Origin of the sequence: Proteiniphilum sp. (assembly GCF_034927365.1) — a bacterium.
Lineage (GTDB): Bacteria > Bacteroidota > Bacteroidia > Bacteroidales > Dysgonomonadaceae > Proteiniphilum.
Map to the genome: position 1 here is coordinate 222,523 of NZ_JAYFQD010000005.1, position 20,862 is coordinate 243,384.

At 43.5% G+C, this 20,862-nt stretch carries 17 protein-coding genes; 7 read left to right on the top strand and 10 right to left on the bottom strand.

Annotation, left to right across the window (positions count from 1 at the left end):
• Nucleotides 1-73: 73 nt before the first annotated feature.
• Genes VB073_RS03040 through VB073_RS03050 form a run of 3 tightly spaced genes read right to left on the bottom strand, consistent with a single transcriptional unit; the run spans nucleotide 74 to nucleotide 6,221 of the window.
• The gene (locus VB073_RS03040; RefSeq protein WP_323402668.1) at nucleotides 74-2,728 is read right to left on the bottom strand and encodes a DUF5686 family protein; all 2,655 of its coding nucleotides are present in this window, start codon (nucleotides 2,726-2,728) and stop codon (nucleotides 74-76) included.
• A 35-nt stretch (nucleotides 2,729-2,763) separates the two neighbouring features.
• Nucleotides 2,764-4,914, bottom strand: coding sequence for a GH92 family glycosyl hydrolase (locus VB073_RS03045; protein ID WP_323402669.1), 2,151 nt, complete (start codon nucleotides 4,912-4,914; stop codon nucleotides 2,764-2,766).
• 53 nt (nucleotides 4,915-4,967) lie between these two features.
• Entirely contained in the window at nucleotides 4,968-6,221 is a 1,254-nt protein-coding gene (locus VB073_RS03050) for an acetylxylan esterase (RefSeq protein WP_323402670.1), read from the bottom strand.
• A gap of 145 nt (nucleotides 6,222-6,366) precedes the next feature.
• Here VB073_RS03050 and VB073_RS03055 point away from each other — a divergent pair, with 145 nt between their 5' ends.
• Both VB073_RS03055 and VB073_RS03060 read left to right on the top strand, forming a co-directional pair.
• Nucleotides 6,367-8,124 carry a PNGase F N-terminal domain-containing protein gene (locus VB073_RS03055; RefSeq protein ID WP_323402671.1) on the top strand — a complete coding sequence of 586 codons (1,758 nt, stop codon included), beginning with the start codon at nucleotides 6,367-6,369 and terminating at the stop codon, nucleotides 8,122-8,124.
• 127 nt (nucleotides 8,125-8,251) lie between these two features.
• Nucleotides 8,252-8,704 carry an RHS repeat-associated core domain-containing protein gene (locus VB073_RS03060; RefSeq protein ID WP_323402672.1) on the top strand — a complete coding sequence of 151 codons (453 nt, stop codon included), beginning with the start codon at nucleotides 8,252-8,254 and terminating at the stop codon, nucleotides 8,702-8,704.
• A gap of 250 nt (nucleotides 8,705-8,954) precedes the next feature.
• Here VB073_RS03060 and VB073_RS03065 read toward each other — a convergent pair whose 3' ends face one another.
• From VB073_RS03065 to VB073_RS03085, 5 genes are all read right to left on the bottom strand, one after another.
• Nucleotides 8,955-9,467, bottom strand: coding sequence for an O-acetyl-ADP-ribose deacetylase (locus VB073_RS03065; RefSeq protein WP_323402673.1), 513 nt, complete (start codon nucleotides 9,465-9,467; stop codon nucleotides 8,955-8,957).
• Between the two features lie 413 nt (nucleotides 9,468-9,880).
• Nucleotides 9,881-11,923, bottom strand: a complete 2,043-nt coding sequence (locus tag VB073_RS03070; protein WP_323402674.1) for a TonB-dependent receptor plug domain-containing protein — start codon at nucleotides 11,921-11,923, stop codon at nucleotides 9,881-9,883.
• 105 nt (nucleotides 11,924-12,028) lie between these two features.
• Entirely contained in the window at nucleotides 12,029-12,562 is a 534-nt protein-coding gene (locus VB073_RS03075; RefSeq protein ID WP_323402675.1) for an RsmD family RNA methyltransferase, read from the bottom strand.
• Complete coding sequence (locus VB073_RS03080) at nucleotides 12,553-13,344, bottom strand: DUF3822 family protein (RefSeq protein WP_323402676.1); 792 nt, start codon at nucleotides 13,342-13,344, stop codon at nucleotides 12,553-12,555. The genes VB073_RS03075 and VB073_RS03080 overlap by 10 nt, the downstream gene beginning before the upstream one ends.
• A gap of 44 nt (nucleotides 13,345-13,388) precedes the next feature.
• A complete protein-coding gene (locus tag VB073_RS03085; RefSeq protein WP_323402677.1) occupies nucleotides 13,389-14,093 on the bottom strand; it encodes a hypothetical protein in 705 nt (234 codons plus the stop codon).
• Between the two features lie 117 nt (nucleotides 14,094-14,210).
• Here VB073_RS03085 and VB073_RS03090 point away from each other — a divergent pair, with 117 nt between their 5' ends.
• From VB073_RS03090 to VB073_RS03110, 5 genes are all read left to right on the top strand, one after another.
• Nucleotides 14,211-15,635 (top strand): ATP-dependent DNA helicase, encoded by a 1,425-nt coding sequence (locus VB073_RS03090; protein ID WP_323402678.1) that lies wholly within the window; start codon nucleotides 14,211-14,213, stop codon nucleotides 15,633-15,635.
• 83 nt (nucleotides 15,636-15,718) lie between these two features.
• Nucleotides 15,719-16,546: a hypothetical protein gene (locus tag VB073_RS03095; protein WP_323402679.1), complete on the top strand. Its 828-nt coding sequence runs from the start codon at nucleotides 15,719-15,721 to the stop codon at nucleotides 16,544-16,546.
• Entirely contained in the window at nucleotides 16,543-17,232 is a 690-nt protein-coding gene (gene rsmI / locus VB073_RS03100) for a 16S rRNA (cytidine(1402)-2'-O)-methyltransferase (RefSeq protein WP_323402680.1), read from the top strand. The genes VB073_RS03095 and rsmI overlap by 4 nt, the downstream gene beginning before the upstream one ends.
• Before the next feature lie 57 nt (nucleotides 17,233-17,289).
• Nucleotides 17,290-18,144 (top strand): hypothetical protein, encoded by an 855-nt coding sequence (locus VB073_RS03105; protein WP_323402681.1) that lies wholly within the window; start codon nucleotides 17,290-17,292, stop codon nucleotides 18,142-18,144.
• 74 nt (nucleotides 18,145-18,218) lie between these two features.
• A complete protein-coding gene (locus VB073_RS03110; RefSeq protein ID WP_323402682.1) occupies nucleotides 18,219-18,911 on the top strand; it encodes a YjjG family noncanonical pyrimidine nucleotidase in 693 nt (230 codons plus the stop codon).
• On the opposite strand, the gene VB073_RS03115 is transcribed toward VB073_RS03110, so the two are convergent.
• Both VB073_RS03115 and VB073_RS03120 read right to left on the bottom strand, forming a co-directional pair.
• A complete protein-coding gene (locus VB073_RS03115; RefSeq protein ID WP_323402683.1) occupies nucleotides 18,912-20,171 on the bottom strand; it encodes an arginine deiminase family protein in 1,260 nt (419 codons plus the stop codon).
• Between the two features lie 41 nt (nucleotides 20,172-20,212).
• Nucleotides 20,213-20,719, bottom strand: a complete 507-nt coding sequence (locus VB073_RS03120) for a flavodoxin (protein WP_323402684.1) — start codon at nucleotides 20,717-20,719, stop codon at nucleotides 20,213-20,215.
• Nucleotides 20,720-20,862 lie beyond the last annotated feature (143 nt).

Here is a 20,862-nt window from a genome sequence, read left to right on the forward strand (position 1 = left end):
ATTCAAAATAAAACTCCTACTGAAAAATGTATTGAAGTGTAATATTATCCCTGTTTTGTCTTTTTGTCTGCGTTTATTTGAGTGGCTCTTCCATGATACGCCAAAGCGGATAGCTTATTCTTACGCCGAAACGATCGAGTTTTTTATCAGTAAAACCAGTGAAAATTCCAACTCTCCCCAAACCTAAAAATCCAATGGAATAGCCCCCCTCCAGATAGAATTTCCTGTTTTCGGTAGATAATCCGTGCAAATGAACCGCTTCATCGAATGAGAAACGTTGGAGGAAAGATAGATTCTTCAAGAAGAGATATTGAGATTGATAGTTCAGATGTCCTTCTATCCACCATTCTCCTGAAGCAGTATAAGGATCCAGCAGGTTGAAACTGCGGTTGAGTTCGGATGCGGTGAACAGCATTTGGTTATTTCTGAAATAACGAAAGTCATTCAGGTATAATCTTTTGGAAGATAAAAATGCACCACCGGAAAACAAGTAATCCATCTCTTCGAAAGGGGAGATCTTTACCGTCTGGGAAATTGATGAGGAGATATGCTCGTACAACGGTGCAGCACTATCGGTAAACGGATTGATCCCCTTTTTGTATGTAATCGTGAAAGTAGGGTATTGTGTCGAGACGTACCATTTCCTGCCTTCCCTTACACGGTAACGGTAACGTGGCGTGTAGGACAGTTCTATCGTAAAATCCGTGGCTGTATGTTCGGGATATAAGGCTGCATCGGAAGGAATATTTTCAGGAACATCCTTACCGATAAAATTAAACGAAGTACGGTTACTTAGGACTGATCGTTTATCAATTTCCGTACCAGTACTCAAATGTAATCCATTGGCAATATCTATGGAATGGTCGACTTTGATATAACGGCTGTCATAAAACCGGATGAAATTCTGCCCCAGATCGATAGCTGTAAGCGTGTTCATCAATCTCGACTCTCCATTTTCGCCGTTCACATCCCGGGAAATATGTCCTGCGGAGAAATTAAACCGTCCGAGCGACATGGGTGCATAATTCAACGAAGTGGAAACATGCCATAGCCATTCTTTCCGTGCCGTTGTGTAATAAAGCGACGGTGAAACGGAGAAATTCCGGTTTTTATCGATCGTCCGCTTAAAGGAAAATGTTTGTCCCAGCCAAAACCCGTCGGCGAAATTGTACTCTTTAAAACCTCCTATCAACCCGCCGTAACGAAGTGAAAGATCCTCATTCATTTTCCAGGTACCTCCCTGGGTAATCTTTCCGAACATCGTTTTGGGGTTTTCTCCAATTGATAATACTACCTCATTCCTATCTTTATCTGTATAGTTAATAGAGTCGTTACCCGACAATGAATCCCTAATCTGGTAACTTCTTAACTCATCATAACGAAGCGGTAATTCCCGGATATTAGTCCAAAAGGTTGAGTCCCTCCTCCATGCCAGGGTATCCACTTTCATCTTTACCCTTTCGATATCTTTTATCTCGAGCGATTCCCGCTGTTTTTTCACCTCTTCCGGTTCTACCATCTGGTTCATCAGTTTCGACATCTTATAGGCTTCTTTGTTGGATAGTTTTTCCTTTTGGGCCAATTTGTCCAATTCGTCCGATATCTTCTTCTCTTTAGGTGATATTTTTCGATCTTCCTGTTTATCAGACAGTTCCATTTCCTTGATGGAAGTCGGATTCCGAGTCTTATCGACCTGTACCGAATTATATTTCATCGATGCATAATACCTCCCCGATCCTTTCACACCCATCGTATTTATTGTCACACTCATATCATAGGTGGTGGGCAAGTAGACCGACGATTGTACCTGATGGTAATTGATGCGGTAGTGCGTGGTAGTACCCAGCTCGCTTGCAACGAGGTCGGCTATATATACGTTCCATGTATCTTCCAGGATATAGATATAACCCGAGAAAAGATCCGGATTTTTCTTTCTGGGAATTACTTTGATCTTGTTGACGATATGGTCGGGTTGATAATCCACATTCTCCAATTTGAAAGTATAAAACCTGAATGCATCGGAGGAGAGAGGGGAAATCTTCCCGTTCAATTTGTTGTTGTAGATACTTGAGGTCATGATGCTCAACCCTTTGTCCACATTGAACTCTTTGGGAATGGAGCTTTTCAGTGCGATCACATTCTGCTGGTAAGTTTCAGGCGACGTAAACTGGATGTTGCTTTTGGATTCCATCACCAATGGTTTTCCTATAAGGGAATTGAGATCGAAATCGATAGTGTTGACTTTCATGGTGCGTTTAAGGATTCCCGGGATCTTGTCGATGGTAAGGTTTCCCTTTATATAGGCTTCAGAGGTATATTCCTTTATTTGATACCGGTAATAGGGAGCATGGGCAATCGCTTTTCGCATGATTCGGTAGGCTGGATCTTCGTTGTTCTTGTCAGCGTATACTACCACTTCTTTCAACATATAGGATGTTTCCTGGAGTTCCACACGGATATTTTGATTTTCTTTTCCCATTACGATGCTTTTCGTGGTGCTCTCATATCCGAGAGAACGAAATTCACAGGAATAAGTACCCGGTTCGAGGGCAGTCTGAAATTCACCGAGATTATCAGCAGTAATTCCTTTGGCAATTTCGTAAATATAAATGGTGGAGTTCGGAATGGTTTCCCCTTTTTTATTGACAATAACTCCTTTGAGTTGTTGCGCCTGCAGGCTTGCGGGCGCGACTAAACAACTCAATATGAATAGCGCAAATTGCTTCATATCCTAATTGTTAAATAGAGATAGTGGTGGCAAGGTTATTCAGTTGTTATTACCAGTTCTTTACCTTCTGCCAGTTGATCGTGTTGAATAAACCATCCTTTTATGGTTTCGTTGCCGTATCTGATCTGTTGTATCTTCTTTCCTTTGCCCTCTTTTCTGATGGTAAATTCCTTGCCGTTACCCAAAGAAAACTTCACCTCGTCGAACAGGGGGACAGAGATGATGTATTCCGGATCGGCCGGTGAATATGTATATAATCCGATGGCATTGAACACATACCATGCCGACATCTCACCCGCATCGTCCATACCTGAATAGGCTAGCTTCTCGGCTCCCATATCGTAGAAGCGGTCCATGATACTGTCGAGCACGCATTGTGCTTTTTCTTGCCTGTCGATAAAGTAATAGGTGTAGGGTATGGAGTGGCCGGGCTGGTTGCCATGGCAGTAATTGCCTATAAAACCGGTCATGTTATGTGCTTCGTATCCTCTCCAGGGTTCGGTGAAGAGGGAGTCGAGCTTCTGTTCCACAGCCTTGTAGGAAGGGTAGAGTGCGATCATCCCTTTCGGGTCATGCGGAGCAAAGAAGAGTGATTGCCATGCATTTGCTTCCCTGTACATATAGGCGAAGTAGGGATAGTAGGGATCAAAATCCTCAATCCAGTTCCCGTTGTCGATCTTTCCTCTCCAAAAACCGGTGGAAGGGTCAAACAGATTTTTGTAGTTATTGGAGCGTTCCATGAGTAACGAGTAATTCTCCTTATCACCCAGTTTTTTTGCGATCAGGGCAGTGGCATAATCATCATAGGCATACTCTACCGTTTTTGTGACCGCTGCCTTGTATTCATCCCATGTAGGCACGTTGGTGGTATCCTTCTCCGCGATCCAGCCACGTTCGATGTACTCATTCAGGTAAGGTCTGCCGCCACGACCGGGAGCCGTGGCATTCTTCAGCAGCAGCTTGTAGGCTCGTTCCAGATCAAAATCGGTAATACCCCGAAGGTAAGTGCCAGCCACGAATACCGAAGCATGGTCACCATGAAAGAAGGTAGGCATATAACCACCTCTTTTCTCTCCCATGTCGGTGATCGATTTGACCACATCTATGGTCACATCGGGTGATATCATACCTAATAGCACCAATTTATTGCGGTAGTCGTCCCAGAACGAAGGTTGGGTATAGTACCGGAATCCTTTATTGACTACCTCTCCTCGCGCATCGGTGAAATCGCCATTCACATCACTCCGCAGGGCGGGCCAGAGGAATGAGCGATAGAGGGTGGAATAGAAAATACCTTTTTCACGCTCGGTACCACCGGATACCTTGATGTTCGACAGCAACTTATTCCAGGTTGAATCGGCTTCTTCACGTACCTGATTGAAGCTTTTGTGCAGCATTTCCTTTTCCAGGTTCATCTTTGCATTTTCAATGCTGACAAACGAAAATCCAATCCTGAGTTCCAGCGGATCCTTCTTGCGGTTCTCCCCGAAGCTCACTATGGAAACTTCGTGCTTGTTATCTTTCTCTTGCCGGATATCTTTTACCGGATAGTTGGATACAGCATAGAAATAGATCTTTCCTTCGGCATCCTGAGAACCGGAAAATGTATATTCATCCACTTTTTGTATACTCCAGTCCTTCACATGGTTGTTGGACCGGGTCATGTCGGCAATAAGTTTTTTGTCTGCTCCTTTGGGATAGGTATAGCGGTGAAAGCCGCAACGTAATGTGGAGGTCAATTCCACATCTATACCGTATGTCTTGAGAAATACCTGGTAGTAACCCGGATGGGCCGATTCGTTTTTATGGCTGAAGGTGGAAGCGTAATTTCCGGGTTTGATCTCTCCGGTGAAAGGTAACAGGGGGATATGCAACAGATTCCAATGCCCTTTATTGGTGTGCGAAAAACCGTAGATCACTGTGTCCTCGTACTGATAACCCGTGCCGCTTCGGAACTGGGTGACAGGGCTCAATTGCACCATGGCGTTAGGCAGTGAACTCCCCGGGAAAACTTCTGCACCCCAGGTGCGTTGTTTCCAGGTGCGTACGTATCCCAAATCTTCAGGCTCCCATAGCGTGGCTGTGCCTAAAAAAGGATTTACATAACGGGTTATTTTTTTTTCGATTTTACCCGAGCAGCCCAATAAAATAATTGCTAAAAGGATAACCGGTGAGATCTGTTTCATAATGTCGTTGAAGTTTAAGAATTGAATAGAGCAACGAAGATAATCAAAATAAATTAATTTCTGAAGTGCTTGTCTGCGAAATTCAAGTAACACTCCCAGTCATAGTCCATCACGTCATGCTCTCCTGCCCGTATATGATACCCGATATCTTCCATAATAGGTTGATGTATCTTCGGCATTTCATCGGAATCAATAGCTTTCAATCCGTATAATTGATATACTTTGCCGGCATGGTAAGCTGATAGAAATTCTCCTCTGGGATCCGCCCAAAGGTCGTTTTCTGCACTTGCCACGTACACTTTTCTGGGAGCCATCAAAGCAATAAGCTGATGTTGGTCTGTGGGTAGTTCTTCATCCCTGTCGTTGTACTGCAGGAAATTATTGCAGAACCAATGAGGAAAATTTTTATTGATCACGGCGATGGTTTCTCCGAACTTCCTCCGGAAAAGGGCAGCTCCTCCACAGCCGGAATTATTGGAAATTACAATCTTGAAACGCTCATCCTGCGCTCCTGCCCAAAGCGCTGCTTTCCCCTGGCGGGAATGTCCCATGATGGCAATCTTATCACCATCTATCTTTTCCTCTGTTTCCAGGAAATCGACTATGCGGCTTGAACCCCAGGCCCAGGCGCCGATAGCCTGCCATTCGTCGGGAACAGTGACTTCCGGACCATATCCCGGAAAGAGAGAGAGGATACTATATTCTTTCAATTCCGGACTATCGGGGAAAATATCATGATAACACATCGTTGCTACGGCGTATCCCCGATCGATGATTTTATCATAGTTCCACCGGCTTTTCTGAGTACCTCTTTCCCTGTCGTGATGATCCGGACCTTTTATCAGTTGAAGAGTAGGAGAATAAAGAACGGTTATATCTGAAGTGGTACTATGATTTCCTTTGAAATTGTAACCTATAAAGACAGGAACTTTTCCCGTTATGTTATTGGGTATGTAGATCAATAAAAGTGCTTCGATCTTTTTCTTTCCATTCGAGAAAGTGAATTTTACCTGCTTGCCGGTAGCCTTGCCTCCCATGGCATTGGGATTTTCGACCATTGTTTCATACGTAACGTCGATCTTTCCGGTTGGGGTACGACCATATACCTGAGACGTGAATAGTTCCAGGAGTTCAGGCCTTCTCTGCTTTTCCCACTGTTCTGTGGTGCTGATTTTCTCTCCCTTACTTCCTTCGAGGAGTTTGGGAAGCGTATATACAGGAACTTTCGATTCGTCGTAATTGACGTTTTGTTGGGCATATACCACTGTCGTAAAAAGGGATATGATCAATAGGATAGCTGCTTTCATTGTTATAAATGGCTGTCGTTTGTTTGACAAAAATAGGCTAAATATATCAAAAATCACCTCTTTAAATCGAACTTGCATCATCTTTTCTTACATTTGCACGGTAAAATAGGGATGAAGGTTATTCATCCTTCGAAAAAAAAGTCATATGAACCGTATTATATCTATCTTCTTAGCCGACTTTCTTGTAATCGTATTATTTCCTACATGGGAAGTAGCAGCCGCACAATTGAATCCGGGTGAAAAAAATGCTTTGGATGTAAATCAGTCATCAGTAATAAAAAAGAATAAGAAAGAGTATAAAACTATCAGGGTTATCTATCCGATGGGATCGAGAGAGGGTACTTCCGGTCCGAGGACCGTCATGGAGATGTCCGGTGGCTGGGCACGTATTACTACCGTCAGCAACAGGATGGATCCCGATGCACCAGTGCAGTCGACTTATCTCGATTATAATAGCAGTAAAGAGATCAAAACAGCTTTGTTGAAAGGAGATGAAGCTATTTACACTACCCGTTCGTTTACGCTCAATCAGGGGCTTGAATTTTTGGAAGAGACAGAAACGGTTGCCGGTTACAAATGCAAGAAAGCAAAGACCATCATCAACTCCAATACTTTAGAGATATGGTATACGGATGAACTGGGGATGTACGGTTCCGTACAACCGGGAGTAGCTATTCCGGAAGGAGTGGTGTTGAAAGTGGTCAGAAACGGCAATACTGTGGCGGAGGCGAGTGAAGTAGAGCTTATTAAACAAGAGACAGCTTTGGAGCCTGTATTGCAGGGTTCTGAGATGAAAGCATCCGCTTTTAATTATAAGATTCAGCAAAGTCGTGTGGTCGCGGTCAGCGTCTTTGATCATGAGAGTATTTACTTCAGGGATATACCCAAAGTAACCCGTCTGGATGAAGGAAAAGTGCTGCGGTTCGCTAACGGTTCCATCCTGATGAAAAAAGTGAAATTACCTGAAGAGAACGCAGGCTATGCCATCTTTGCCGAATTGTCCCACTATTCGGAAGGTGATGCTTACGACCGTACCGGATCGATCTTCATAATCCCGATGGAAAGGGAACGTTCCTTTTTCGACGGCCTCCTTCATGGCAGGGATAGCCTTCCCCTATACCATGACAAGGACGGAAAACAGTATGAGGGGATGATGGTTACCGACGATTATCTTCCCCCATTGGAGTTGATGCGTTTTTACACCTCGTTTGGAGTACGCGGATATAATCACATTGAAGTGGCGGATTATAACTGGCCCGACTCTGTTGTTTTCAAGCAGGAGGTTACCGACTATGCTTCCAGGTTGAAGGGTGAAGTGTGGGTAGGGGCCTGGATCGGTAATTATTCACATGACGGTCATAACGTCACTTTAAACATAAAATATTATCCCCAATCGGCAAACAAGGCGAAAGAGGTATATCCGCTTTTTGCCACCGTTAATATTATGGAGATGGTCGGTCAGGCGTATCCCGACAATCTCTTTCGGAACGATTCTCTCTCCGTGAATTTTAAGGTTGATAAGGATATAAAGAACGCTTATATCCGCTATATATCCACCGGACATGGTGGATGGGGTGGAGGAGATGAATTCAATCCTAAACTGAACGAGATTTTTCTGGATAACAATCGAATTATAGCTTATACCCCCTGGCGGGAGGATTGCGGCAGCTATCGTATACTTAACCCTGCTTCGGGTAATTTCGCGAACGGGCTTTCTTCTTCCGACCTGAGCCGGTCGGGTTGGTGTCCCGGAACAGTGAGTTATCCGGTATATGTTCCCGTAGGCGATCTGAAAGCGGGTGAACACCTACTGAAAGTGGCGATCCCCGTGGGCGATCCCTCCGGCAATAGTTTCAGTTACTGGTGTATTTCCGGGGTGCTGGTAGGTGATTTCATCGAATAGCAGGGTATATCCAGTTGCATTGAAACTTTGGGAAACATTTCTTGTTTACATTATATCCATAATCTGTAGTCATGATGCAGTGGGAAAGTTAAGTGTTCAACCGATTATAATACAGGAATTTATATACGTGTTCAAAAACTATCCAAATCCGTTTCAGCGGTACAAGTACAACGGAAAGAAGTTGGACCGGGAGTTCGGGCTGGACATGTATGACTATGGAGCACGTCATTACGAAGTGGCACTTGGCAGATGGTTTACGGTGGATCCGCTGGCGGAGAAGTCTCCGTATGTGTATTGCTTTAATGACCCGATCAACTATTTAGATCCGGACGGAATGAAAGGAATTCTGTCTAGATTAAGACAATGGATGGCAAATAATCCCAAAACAATGGCGAGGATTGATGTCGAGTTAAAAGTGATCGGAGGCTTAGCCGAAGGAACTGCGGGATTAGTGACAGCGGTTGGTGGATCCCCTTACGGAGTAGGTGCTTTTTTACATGGAGCTGATGTTGGAGGTACGGGAATAAACCAATTGATAACAGGTGAATTCTCCAGCACAACTACAAGTCGTGCGTTATAGGAAGCAGGAGTACCGGCACAAGTGGCGGAAAAAGTTGATATAGGAGTGAGCGCGACTTTAACTATGGGGACAAGTGTGGCTTTATCTGCAGGTACAAGTATAACTTCAAGTTCAACAAAAATAGCAACTCCTGCAATATCACAAACAGCCGCTAAATGTTTTGTTAGAGCCGCATCAAGAAATAGAGCAAGAAAAAGCCTTTAAAAAATTACAAGAGTTTTTATAGTATGGAGCCCCGAAAATCGGGGCTTCATTGTTTTATAAGGTCAGAATAAATTTTATAGTTTTCTTCATCAAAACAAACAAAAATTACCTTTTCTATTTTGTCTGTTTTAGTTAAAAAATCAGACACAGTTTGAATGGCGATTATAGCAGCTTTTGTTTTAGGGAACTTATAAATGCCTGTGCTGATATTGGGAAATGAAATAGTGTGTATTGAGTTTTCTAATGCAAGTTTAAGGCTGTTCCGGTATGCTGATGATAATAAATTTTCCTCATTATTCTTACCGTTGTTCCAAACAGGTCCGACAGTATGAATAACAAATTTTGCAGGAAGTTTTCCGGCAGTTGTTATAACAGCTTCACCGACTTTACAACCGCCTTGTTTACTTCGGATTTTTTGACAATCTTCGAGTATCGCTTTTCCACCAGCTTTATGAATTGCACCATCAACTCCACCACCACCGAGTAAAGACGTGTTTGCAGCGTTTACAATGGCATCCACTTCTATTTTTGTAATGTCACCTTTTATCAGTTCTATCATTTTTTCAGTTTACTTTACCATCCAATAAAATCAATCTTTCATTCTTTCTTTGGTCAGCTTTGAGTTGATGATTTTCGCCAGAACGCTTCTTTTCATTTTCATCGAGTTGGGAAATCAATATCAGTTGCTTATTTAGTTCGTAGCTCTGAAGCTCTACCATGTGATATGCACGTTCTATCCACTATATTGTTTTTTGACGAAATTATATTGCAAATATATGAAACTATATTGTATTTCTGCTTTCAAAATAATGCAAACAGTATGGGAATATGGAGTAAAGGCTCAGAATAAAAGAAAATGTTTTGAGAGAGTGTTTTATTAAAAAATGCTGTTACAGATGTGAATATTCTGGACTAAGCTAGCCAGTTATTCATTCATCTGTAACAGCAGTGCATTCTTATTTTATTTTTATCTTAAAATTTTATATTGGCACCACCTGATAACCAGAAGCCAGGTTGCGGGATGTTGCCGAAATCGATATGGGTGGTGTTGAAAATATTGTTTGCGTTGACAAAGAGATCGACGCGGGGAAATTTGTAACTAGCCTTTACATCCAAAAGGGAGAAAGGGGTAAAGTTCACCCGTTCTCCCGCCTTGGAATTGACATACTGTACATAGGATCCCTCCCTTTCCTGCCAGCGGAAATTCCATGATAGGGTAAGGTTTTTTACCACATCGTGATGCAGTGCTGCCGTAAATTTGTGACGGAGGTTGTTCATCACATAATTCGATATCAGATTGTCTTCTACCCTGTTCCGGTCGAGGAACATATATCCTATATCGAAAGAACGGAAGGGCTGGCCGGTACCAAACCATTCTTTCAGGTTGAATCCCAAGGTAGCTTCAAATCCCTTTGTGTTGATTTTCGTGAGGTTCCTTGACTCCCACTTTGCTTCAGGAACCGATTTTACCCAGTCTATCATATTCCTCCCTTTGATGTAGAAGGCGGATATGCCACCCTTGACAATAGGATGGATATATTTTACCCCGGCTTCGAATGCCTCCGACATTTCGGCTTCAAGATTACTGTTGCCAATATGTGTTTGGGTTGTATACCAGAGATCGGTGAAGGTGGGCATACGGGTGGCTTTGTTCCAAGAAGCATACAACCTCAGTGATTCCGATGGCCTGTAGGATGCGTTGAGCGCAGGATAGAGATCGAATTTATTCACCACAGCCGTATTGTAGTTCAGTAACCCACCTACCAAGAGGGTAAATTGGTCGAAAATAAAATTATGCTCCAGGAAATAGTTGATATGGGTACGGTTGTCTGAATAGGTATATTTACCGATCGTATCTTCCATCGGTTTGCCCAGACCACTGCTCAGAATACCTTCATTACGGAACTCTCCTCCAAAGCCGGTGATACCCCATCGCGAGATATATTGCATATTGAGATTCATCCCGAAGACATCACTCCGGTGGTAATTATGGCCTTTATAAGTAGCGGGTATATCAGGCGTGCCATCCCGATAGAGTTGGAACTCGTCATAGTGCCTGCTCCAATAGATACGCGGGATAAATTTCAGTTTCTCACCGGTTTCACCACGAATCGATGCGAAAATACCCCGGGTGTCGTCGAATTGGTTAGGGTGTGCGGCAGAGTAAAAGGTGTTGGCTCCCTGTTTTTTGTCGTTTAACCCTGCCTGAAAATCAAGATGAGCTCCTTCTATCTTGAATCGGCTCTGCCAGAGTAAATTGACGATATTATAATCACTGTTCGGTATATACCCGTCGGAGTGTTTATATCCCCCCGACAAGGTGTGCAGCGAGTTATCCGCCTTATAAGCACCCCTTGCTTCAGCCCCGAAAAGCCCGTGCATGCCCCCTTCCAGTTTCGCGAAGCCGTTCGATTCGCTGTCTTTCCGGGTGATAATATTCACACCGCCGGAAAAGGCGCTGGCTCCGTAAACCAATGATGATGGACCCTGCACGATCTCGATCCGTTCGATATCGGAGAGATTGACCGGAATGTTAAAACTATAATGTCCTGTGTGAGGGTTGGTGAGGTTTACACCGTTGAGGAGGATGGCTGTCTGGTCGAATGACCCGCCGCGAAGGGAGATGTCCGCCTGTACGCCGTGCGGCCCGCGTTGCAGGATATCTACGCCTGCCACGTAATTCAGAAGATCTTCAATACTGCGAACGGGTGCCCGTTCAATCTCCTGTCTCGTTATAACGGTTACCTGCTTGGCTGCCACGTTCAATGGCAGATCAATTTTAGAAGCGGTAACCACTACCTCATCCAGCTCTGTAGGAGGAATGGAATCTGTGGATGTTTCGGTATAGATCCGTTCTACCGGTTCCACTGAAGCCGCATGAGCGCTTATCAACGCACAACCCGACAGTACGCCGATGGTGACTGCCTTGTGAAGGCTGTTGAAGATGCTATACGACTTACGGGCGAATCGTTTGAAACGAAATACCTTCATCGTGTTCAATTGTTTTTTACGCATATTTTATACAGTTTTGTAAGAATGCGGTACAAAAATAGTATATTTTCGTTAAGATGTACTGTGGAGCGCGAGAATAAAATCTGTTGGGTTAGTGTCGGAGCTCTGTTAAAACCCGAAAAAGGAGAAATGTACATTCCCGTATTTTCGCTCTTCCTTGAAATGAGGGAGATGTGAAAAGTGATGGTTTTTAGAATGTTCCATGACAAAGAATCCTCCCTCTTTGACCAGTTGTTTTTCAAGGATGATCTCGGGAATTTTCGCCGCATCAGGCAGGTCATATGGAGGATCGGCAAAGATAAAATCGAATTGTTGCTTCATGGAGTGCAGGTATTTAAATACATCTGCTTTTACAGGAAAGAGCTCCTTCGCTCCAAGTTTTTCCTGTGCCTTGCATATAAAATTAAAATGATTCTGGTTCTGTTCTACACTTACGACATAACTGCAACCCCTCGAAATCAGCTCAAAGGCAATGCTCCCTGTACCGGAAAAGAGGTCCAAAGCAGTGGTCTCTTCCCAATCCAGAAGATTGTTGAGGACGTTGAAAAGGCCTTCTTTTGCAAAATCCGTTGTAGGACGAGCTTTCAGATTTGATGGAACCTGAATTCTTCTGGACTTGTATTTTCCTCCGATTATACGCATAGGGCAGCCAATATATCTGTGGGAAGTATTTTCTTTTGTTCTTCTGTCAGGATCACCCTCGGATTCAATTCTATCAGCTCCATTTTCCGGATCAGTTTTCTAAGCAAGTCGACCGTCGTTTTTTGGGATTGGATCTCTCCGGAAAGGAAAAGACGATCCATCGATTGGTCGAAATTAAGTTTTTCCCATATGCTCGCGATAAAATAGGTTGCATCGTGAGGGTCGATGGCCAGAAAAGTGTTGGTAGAGAGAAGCTTATTCCCCGAAAAGCAGATAATGGTTACATATTTGTCATGAAAATCAACGAAGCAGCATTTCCCGCTTCCATTATTACCATATGATCTGAACAGATAAGTAAGAATGGAACTGTGATGTTGGAATGTTGGATTCCACAAACTCCGGGAAAGAAATGAATGTACTTCTTCATCCATATTGAAGATTGTTTTCAGTGTACTGTCCGGGATTGTATCGGTGAGAATAATGCCCTTCGTATCATGAAAATTGAATCGGAAGATCTCTTCCATCCGCTTCTTTTCAAAATAGGCATCGGGAATAAGCGTGTAGAAAGGAGAAACGATTGTAACCCTTACCTGGTTGAAAGCGTGACTGAAAAAACCGAGGTCGAAAATTAGTTTTTTAATGTTATCCGAATAGGAGAGTTTACCTCCCAATCCGGTTTCCTGACAATGAAAAATAGAGGAATCACCAGGACAGGAGATAGAAAAAGAAAACCCATTCGGTGACAGCCGAATGGATAAGTTATATCTTTCCGAATATGCCAAATCTATATTTTCAGGTAAAAACATATATTCATACCGGGAGGCTTTTATTCCCAGTTGCCAGCATTATTGTTAGCTACATCCAGTGAACCTACCTGCATTCCGGGATATCTATTCCCCGGACGATCAAGTATCTCCTGAATTTTCTGATTCAGTAATTTTTGGTTCAGGTCTCCCAAATAGACAAGATAGGGAGTTTTTGCTTCAAATACCTGAATGGGGTAACCCGCTGCCGTAATTAGCCAATCGACCCCCATCTCAAATTTTGTACCGTTACCATAAGGCACGAATGGCAAAGAATCGGGGATGAAATTGTGTCGATTCGAATACAAAACATCAATCACCGGAGAGAAGATAGAGTCCCTCACCAGTTGAGGCCCATTTTTTGTCTCATCCCACAGACCTGCCGCTTTGATAGCTTTTTCACTGCCTGAACGGATGATCTGCATAGCCTTCGCTTCTGTCATGCCGGCTTCTAACTGATCCTCGGTGAGATCCCCAACTTTTACTACCGTTGGAATTCTTCCCTCTTTTACGAAATGAGTTAGCGTGTCAAAACTGGCTGTGTAAGAACCGGTTTGGGTGCGTAATGCGACCTGTGCGGTGCGGATATCCACCAACCGCTGGATAACAGCCCGGTCACGTTTTGCTACTTCGGTATTAAAATCAATTGGTCCCTGGATGCTTCTCCAGCTAACGTAAGCCAAAAGAATAATAGCTATAGTTAAAAGCACCCTTATCACAATTTTCATCGACCTTTCCTTTTTTTAATGTCTATATTGCTTTAATTTCGATGATCCGATTTTAGACTACAAATTTAGAAAAACAATGATAATTGTGCTACTTTTACGGCAAAAATTGCCAAAAAGATGGTAAATGGTTTTTTTATTGAGAAAATCAGGGGGAATTTCCCGTTTAACTTTACAGATGACCAGCAGAAGGCTCTGGAAAAGATTGTCGATTTCCTTTTTTCAGGAATCGATGATCATCTCTTTTTGCTGACAGGTTACGCGGGGACAGGAAAATCCTCTCTTATCGGGAGTCTAGTGAAGACGATGACCGAATTCAGGCAAAAGACCATTTTACTGGCACCTACCGGCCGGGCTGCCAAAGTTTTCTCCGGCTATGCAAACCAGTCAGCCTTTACCATTCATAAGAAGATATATCGTCAACAAAAGTTCGCCGAAGGATCACCTCACTTCTCTCTTATTGAAAATGTGCATAAGCATACGCTTTTTATTGTGGATGAGGCATCGATGATCAGTAATGAGTCGTCTGATTTTTCTATTTTCGGCTCTGGTCGTTTGTTGGACGACCTGATAGAATATGTCTATTCTTCCCAGGGATGTAAAATCCTGTTTGTGGGCGACAGCGCTCAGTTACCCCCTGTAAAACAGGATAATAGCCCGGCACTCGATAAAGATATACTCCGTTCCTACTCTCTGCAGGTGATGGAGGCGACCTTAACCCAGATCGTGCGCCAGGAAGAAGAGTCGGGTATTCTCTACAATGCTACCCGGTTGAGGAATGCCTTGAGATCTCAAAAGATGGATGAGTATCCGAAGTTGAAAGTGAATAGCTTTGCAGATGTGAAATGCATTACGGGGACAGAACTGATCGAAGAGATATCTGAAGCATACAGTCGTGAAGGAATAGAGGAGACTATCGTTATTTCCCGTTCCAATAAACGGGTAAATGCCTATAATAATGGAATCAGGAACAGGGTGTTGTATCGTGAGGAGGAGATATCCATGGGAGATATTCTCATGATCACAAAAAATAACTATTTCTGGGTAGAGAATTATGAGAATCTTGATTTTCTGGCTAACGGTGAATTTGTGGAGGTGTTGCGTGTGAGAGGGGAAGAGGAGATGTATGGTTTCAGGTTCTGCAATGTGTTGTTGTATCATCGCGACTATGAAATCGAGTTTGAGGCGAAGATTATTTTGGATGTATTGCATACCGAAGTCCCGGGATTGACGAGAGAGCAAAGTGATCAGCTTTTTTTCAATGTGATGGAGGATTATGCCGATATCACCCGCAAACGGGAAAAATATAGGAAAGTAAAGGCCAATCCCTGGTTTAATGCCTTGCAGGTAAAGTACGGATATGCGGTTACCTGTCATAAGGCGCAGGGCGGGGAGTGGAAGAATGTATTCCTCGATCTGGGATATATCCAGAAGTCTTATATGGGAGAGAACTTCTATCGTTGGCTATATACCTCTGTTACCCGTAGTTCCCGGAAGTTATTTCTTGTGAATTTGCCGGATGATTTTGTGGAGCTTTCCAAATAATGATTACTTTTGTAAGTCATATAAAAACCGGAACATCATTGAATATGTGCCTGTAATGGAAATCATCGGAGAAAGGATATCAAATGTCGAAAAAAAGAAATGAATACATTGATCAGCTTTTGAGCGATCTGAAATTATTGGAAGAGCGCATCCTCTCCGTCAAGGAAAGCGATACGTTGCCTTTTTCATTTTTCAGCGCTTCCTTCGACCGGATAGAGAAGATTTCACGGTCGCTCCACGAACTGGAACTGATGCAGATTGGAGAGATGAAGGAACAAATGGAACGGTTGGTGAAATTCCTGTCGGAATCCGACGTGCGAAGCAACGCCGTCAAAGAGCCGGAACATTCGGAAAAACCGGTTTATAGTGACCAACCCACCGAATCTGACTCTTTGGATCTGCCTGTTCAGCCTGATCCTCCGCATCAATCTGATCATCTATCCGACTCATCAGAAAAATCAGATCATTCAGATTTGCCGGAGCCCTCTTCTATAGAAGTGAAAGGGATTTTTAAGGTAGAGGAAAAGGTCTCTGTTACAGAAAGAATAATTCTTCCTGAATACAGGGATCCGAGAATCAGTGAGGTTGTAACTTCACCTGCCACGACCGCAGGCGTTCATCTGGAAAAGAATGGACACGAGAAATCCGTGGCCCGCTCTTTGAACGATATTATTCAGGCACCTCCCGCCCTATTGGACCTGAGGAGAAGGATCAGTCTCAACGACCGTTTCTTATTCCAGAGGGAATTGTTCAATAACAACCGGGCGGAGATGAATAGTGTGATGGAAAAGTTGAACACCCTTGGTAGTTTTGAGGAAATTGAAAATTATTTGAGGAGTGAACAGAATTGGAATTTCGAGAATGAGGCAGTGAAGGAGTTTCTTCTGGTTATTAAAAAAGGGTTTGAGTGAGCGGGAAAGCAGAGAGTGTAGGAAAGCTGTATGTGGTACCCACACCTATCGGGAATCTGGAGGATATGACGCTGAGAGCGATCAGGATATTAAATGAATGTGATCTGATTCTGGCAGAAGATACTCGTACCAGTGGAGTACTGTTGAAGCATTTCGGTATAGAAACGCGAATGCAATCCCATCATAAATTCAATGAGCACCGGGCGGTGACGCATGTGGTAGAACGAATAAAAGCAGGTGATTGCATTGCTTTGATCTCTGACGCCGGTACGCCCTCGATTTCCGATCCCGGTTTCCTGCTCGTGCGGGCTTGTGTGCAGGAAGATGTCGAGGTGGAGTGTCTCCCGGGAGCGACTGCTTTTGTACCTGCTCTCGTAGAGTCGGGTTTACCTTCCGATCGTTTTTGTTTTGAAGGTTTCTTACCGCAGAAGAAAGGAAGGCAGACACGGCTGAAGCAACTGGCAGAAGAAAGCCGGACCATGATTTTTTATGAATCTCCCTATCGCGTAGTGAAGACGCTTTCTCAACTTGCGGAGAATCTAGGTGATAATAGAGAGGCTTCGGTGTCGAGAGAGATATCGAAAGTCTATGCAGAAACGGTAAGAGGAACTCTTGGGGAACTGATTTCCCATTTTACTGAAAAAGAACCGAGGGGAGAATTTGTTATTATTGTAGCCGGAAGGTAAAAACTATAATCAAACTATTTTATAGTGTCAATCGTTAAATAGAAAAGAGAAAATCATATGAAGAAAATTGGAATACTTTTTTTTGTCATTGGACTTATAGTCTCATGTACGAATGTAAAAGAATCGAAGGAATATAAAGAGCTTCAGGCTCAACGCGATTCATTATTGTTACAGTCTGGTGGAGCTGCAGCCGAAACTGCGGAGATGATGGCTGTCATCAGCGAGGTAGAAGAAAATTTTGCAAAGATAAGGGAGGCTGAGAAATATATCTCTACTCAATCGTCCGAAGCAGGCGAATTAACCCCGGCCATAAGGGATAGGGTGAATGATAATTTTAAGATGATCAATGAGATACTGCAACGTAATAAGGTTCAGTTGGACGAATTGAACAAGAAATACAGTGGAAGCAGTAAAGAGATTGTTTCTCTGAAAAATACGATTAACCGGTTGAATAATGAGATGCGGGAGAGTTCATCGCGTCTGGTGGAATTGCAGGCCGAACTGGCACGAAAGGATGAACAGATCACCCAGCTTTCGCAGGATATCGCTTCCCTGGCTGGTGAAGCTGAAGAGCAATCAGCCAGGATCAGGGAGCAGGACCGGTCGTTGAATACCGCTTACTATGTCTTTGGTACGGCTGCCGAGTTAAAAGACCAGAAGATCCTTTCCGGTGGATTTTTACAACAGACACGTGTCTTGCAGGATACATTCAATAAGGATTATTTTCTCAAGATTGATATTCGTGAGGTGACGGAAATCCCGTTGTACACATCCAAAGGGAAGCTTTGGTCTACACATCCCGAAGGTACTTATGAGTTTGTAAAAGGTAGCGATGGAAATCTTACTTTCCAGATCACAGACACCCAACGTTTCTGGAGTCTCACCAAGTATCTTATCATTGAGGTGAAGTGATGGGTAAGTTGATAATGTTACACAAAAAAAATTATGTTGCGGAGTGGCCTTAAACCACTCCGTGATTTTTACTGATGCAATATAAGAATCTTTTTATTGATCTCGATGATACCCTCTGGGATATTCATAAAAACGGTAAAGAGTGTTTAGAGGAAATTTATCAGGACTATGGGTATGAGAAGTTCTACCCCACATTCGAAGCATATTATAATGTGTATATGCCCGGCAACCATCATCTGTGGGGTTTGTACAGACAGGGGGAAATTACGAAGGAAGAACTTATCGTGGAGCGTTTTCTGGCGCCTGTCAGGGTGTTCGGGATTGATAATCCCGAATATGCAAAGAGATTAAGCGACGATTTTTTGGAGAGGACAACCTATAAGACTCGATTGATAGAGGGTACACTCGACCTGTTGGATTATCTGAAATCCAAATACAGAATGCATATCCTTTCCAATGGATTCAGGGAGGTGCAGTTCAAAAAAATCGAAAACTCGGGGTTGAAACCTTATTTTGACAAGGTTATCCTTTCGGAGGATGCGGCGATCAATAAACCTCATCCCGATATATTTACCTATGCATTGAAGAATACTAATTCGCGACGTGATCAGACAGTGATGATCGGCGATAGTTGGGATGCTGATATCGTTGGTGCACATCGAAGCCGCATCGCACAAATATGGTTTAACCCGGAAGGGATTGCACCGGATGGTTTTGAACCTACTTACACTGTAAAGACACTGGCCGAAATAAAAGAAATCCTGTGATTAAGAGCGACGTAGCGGCATTGTCATACATCGTGGACCACCTCCTCCGCGTGGGAGTTCCGAACCTTCAAGGGTAATCACACAATTGCCTATGGAAGTAATATCCCATTGACCGCTGATAAAATCGGCAGCTTTCACTACTTCAAACCCGTTTTTGCTCAATTCTTCTAATGTATGGATGTTTCGTGCATAGGAGATCACTTTGCCGGGTGCAAGGGCTAAGAAGTTAGCGCCACTGTGCCATTGTTCGCGTTCCTGGTCCCAATCGTCCGCTTTGCCTCCACATACAATCGGAGTCAGGTCAATTCCCAATTTTCGCAGGAGGCTTAGGATACCGCTTGCTGAAGAGATCTTTGTCACCTTGCCGTTATCTATTTGCATGTGTACGGTCTGGTAGGGCGAATCATTCATGATCAACGGTTTATATACCATTGCCTTGTCATGGTCGAGCATGGTGAAGACCATATCGAGGTGGATAAACGATTCGGGCGATTCGGGCAGTTGCTGTACGATAACGTGCCTTTTCCCTGAACCGGTTTTGCAAAACTCACTGACTAATAGATCTATACCCTGTGTGCTCGTTCTCATCCCATTCCCAATCAGGAGAATATCGTCTCTGACTACCAGGATATCACCGCCCTCCATTTTTACAGAAGGGTTGTTTAGCGATAGATCATAACTGTTCACCACATTACCATTGAAAAAGAGACCGCTCTTGAAAATAGCATCCATAATCAGCGACTCCCTCACCCTGACACTGTTGGCCATTTTACATACCAATGCGCTGTTACCTATCACAGCCGACGGGTCACGCGTGAAATAGTAGTTATAGAGCGGTTTCAGGGCATAGTACTCTTCCCGTAGGAAATCGGTGAGCGTATTGACTTGTAAAGGAAGTCCCTCGATAAGTGCCTTCCCGAGATCACCGGCAGGAAGATTCATCAGGTAATTAATATACTCTGTTGCCTCTTCCGTATGACATATTTTTTGAATCAGGTCGTTCTTCAGATTTTCATGCTCCAGCACCGTTGTCAGCAGATCCGATACTTCGTACACATCTGATGTCTTTTTCAATACCGCCAGTAACTGATCGTATTCCTTGCGGGCAATGGAAAGATTCAGGATGTCACTGTATAAAGCCCTTTGTGCATGACGAGGAGTCATATTTTCTACTTCAGCACCGGGATAATGAACCAGTACAGCGTCGAGTCTTCCGGTTTCTGATTGGACCTGAAGCGTGCATTTCTTGTCTTCGGCCATAGCAGTGAGTTTGATTATTAAATAAGAGATAACATAAGGAGCTATTCAAAATAGGGCTTCAATGTCTCTAACCAGTTAATAATACGTTCTTCTGTCAGTTCAGGTTCGTAATCGTCATCCAGCGGTAACCCGACAAATTTACCCTCTTTCAACGCCCTGGAATATTCAAAGTCGTATCCCTCGGGTGAAACTTCCCCGATGACGGTCGCTCCTTTCTGGATCACAATTTCATACAATATCCCCATGGCATCGACATATGAGCTTGGATAGATGGATGCATCGCCTAATCCGAAAAGGGCTACTGTCTTTCCCGTCAGATCCAGTTTCTCTAATTTAGGATAGAAATCATTCCAATCATCCTGCAAATCTTGTACACCCCAGGTCGATACGCCCATGATCAGCACATCATGTGTGAGAAAAGGCGTCTCATCGCCATCATAGATATCTGAAAGGGTAGGGGAGTAATCTGCCAGCAACTCAGCCATCTTTTCTGCTGCATTCTTGGTGTGTTCGGTACTGGAACCGTAAATAATCGCGATCGATTTCATAAGATGATATTTTTTTGTTAAATTGATTTATGTTGAAAAAGTCGGTATACCTGTTACCTGACTGTGATTTTAACGCTGTTATTAGTACAAAGTTAATATAAGTTTTAAATTTTTGTGCATCTTTGCGCGTATTTTTGTGCATC

Excerpts from the sequence above, each read along its gene's own strand:
- VB073_RS03040 (WP_323402668.1), bottom strand. The coding sequence starts at position 2,728 with ATGAAGCAATTTGCGCTATTCATATTGAGTTGTTTAGTCGCGCCCGCA.
- VB073_RS03045 (WP_323402669.1), bottom strand. The coding sequence starts at position 4,914 with ATGAAACAGATCTCACCGGTTATCCTTTTAGCAATTATTTTATTGGGC.
- VB073_RS03050 (WP_323402670.1), bottom strand. The coding sequence starts at position 6,221 with ATGAAAGCAGCTATCCTATTGATCATATCCCTTTTTACGACAGTGGTA.
- VB073_RS03055 (WP_323402671.1), top strand. The coding sequence starts at position 6,367 with ATGAACCGTATTATATCTATCTTCTTAGCCGACTTTCTTGTAATCGTA.
- VB073_RS03065 (WP_323402673.1), bottom strand. The coding sequence starts at position 9,467 with ATGATAGAACTGATAAAAGGTGACATTACAAAAATAGAAGTGGATGCC.
- VB073_RS03070 (WP_323402674.1), bottom strand. The coding sequence starts at position 11,923 with ATGCGTAAAAAACAATTGAACACGATGAAGGTATTTCGTTTCAAACGA.
- VB073_RS03075 (WP_323402675.1), bottom strand. The coding sequence starts at position 12,562 with ATGCGTATAATCGGAGGAAAATACAAGTCCAGAAGAATTCAGGTTCCA.
- VB073_RS03085 (WP_323402677.1), bottom strand. The coding sequence starts at position 14,093 with ATGAAAATTGTGATAAGGGTGCTTTTAACTATAGCTATTATTCTTTTG.
- VB073_RS03090 (WP_323402678.1), top strand. The coding sequence starts at position 14,211 with ATGGTAAATGGTTTTTTTATTGAGAAAATCAGGGGGAATTTCCCGTTT.
- VB073_RS03095 (WP_323402679.1), top strand. The coding sequence starts at position 15,719 with ATGTCGAAAAAAAGAAATGAATACATTGATCAGCTTTTGAGCGATCTG.
- VB073_RS03105 (WP_323402681.1), top strand. The coding sequence starts at position 17,290 with ATGAAGAAAATTGGAATACTTTTTTTTGTCATTGGACTTATAGTCTCA.
- VB073_RS03110 (WP_323402682.1), top strand. The coding sequence starts at position 18,219 with ATGCAATATAAGAATCTTTTTATTGATCTCGATGATACCCTCTGGGAT.
- VB073_RS03115 (WP_323402683.1), bottom strand. The coding sequence starts at position 20,171 with ATGGCCGAAGACAAGAAATGCACGCTTCAGGTCCAATCAGAAACCGGA.
- VB073_RS03120 (WP_323402684.1), bottom strand. The coding sequence starts at position 20,719 with ATGAAATCGATCGCGATTATTTACGGTTCCAGTACCGAACACACCAAG.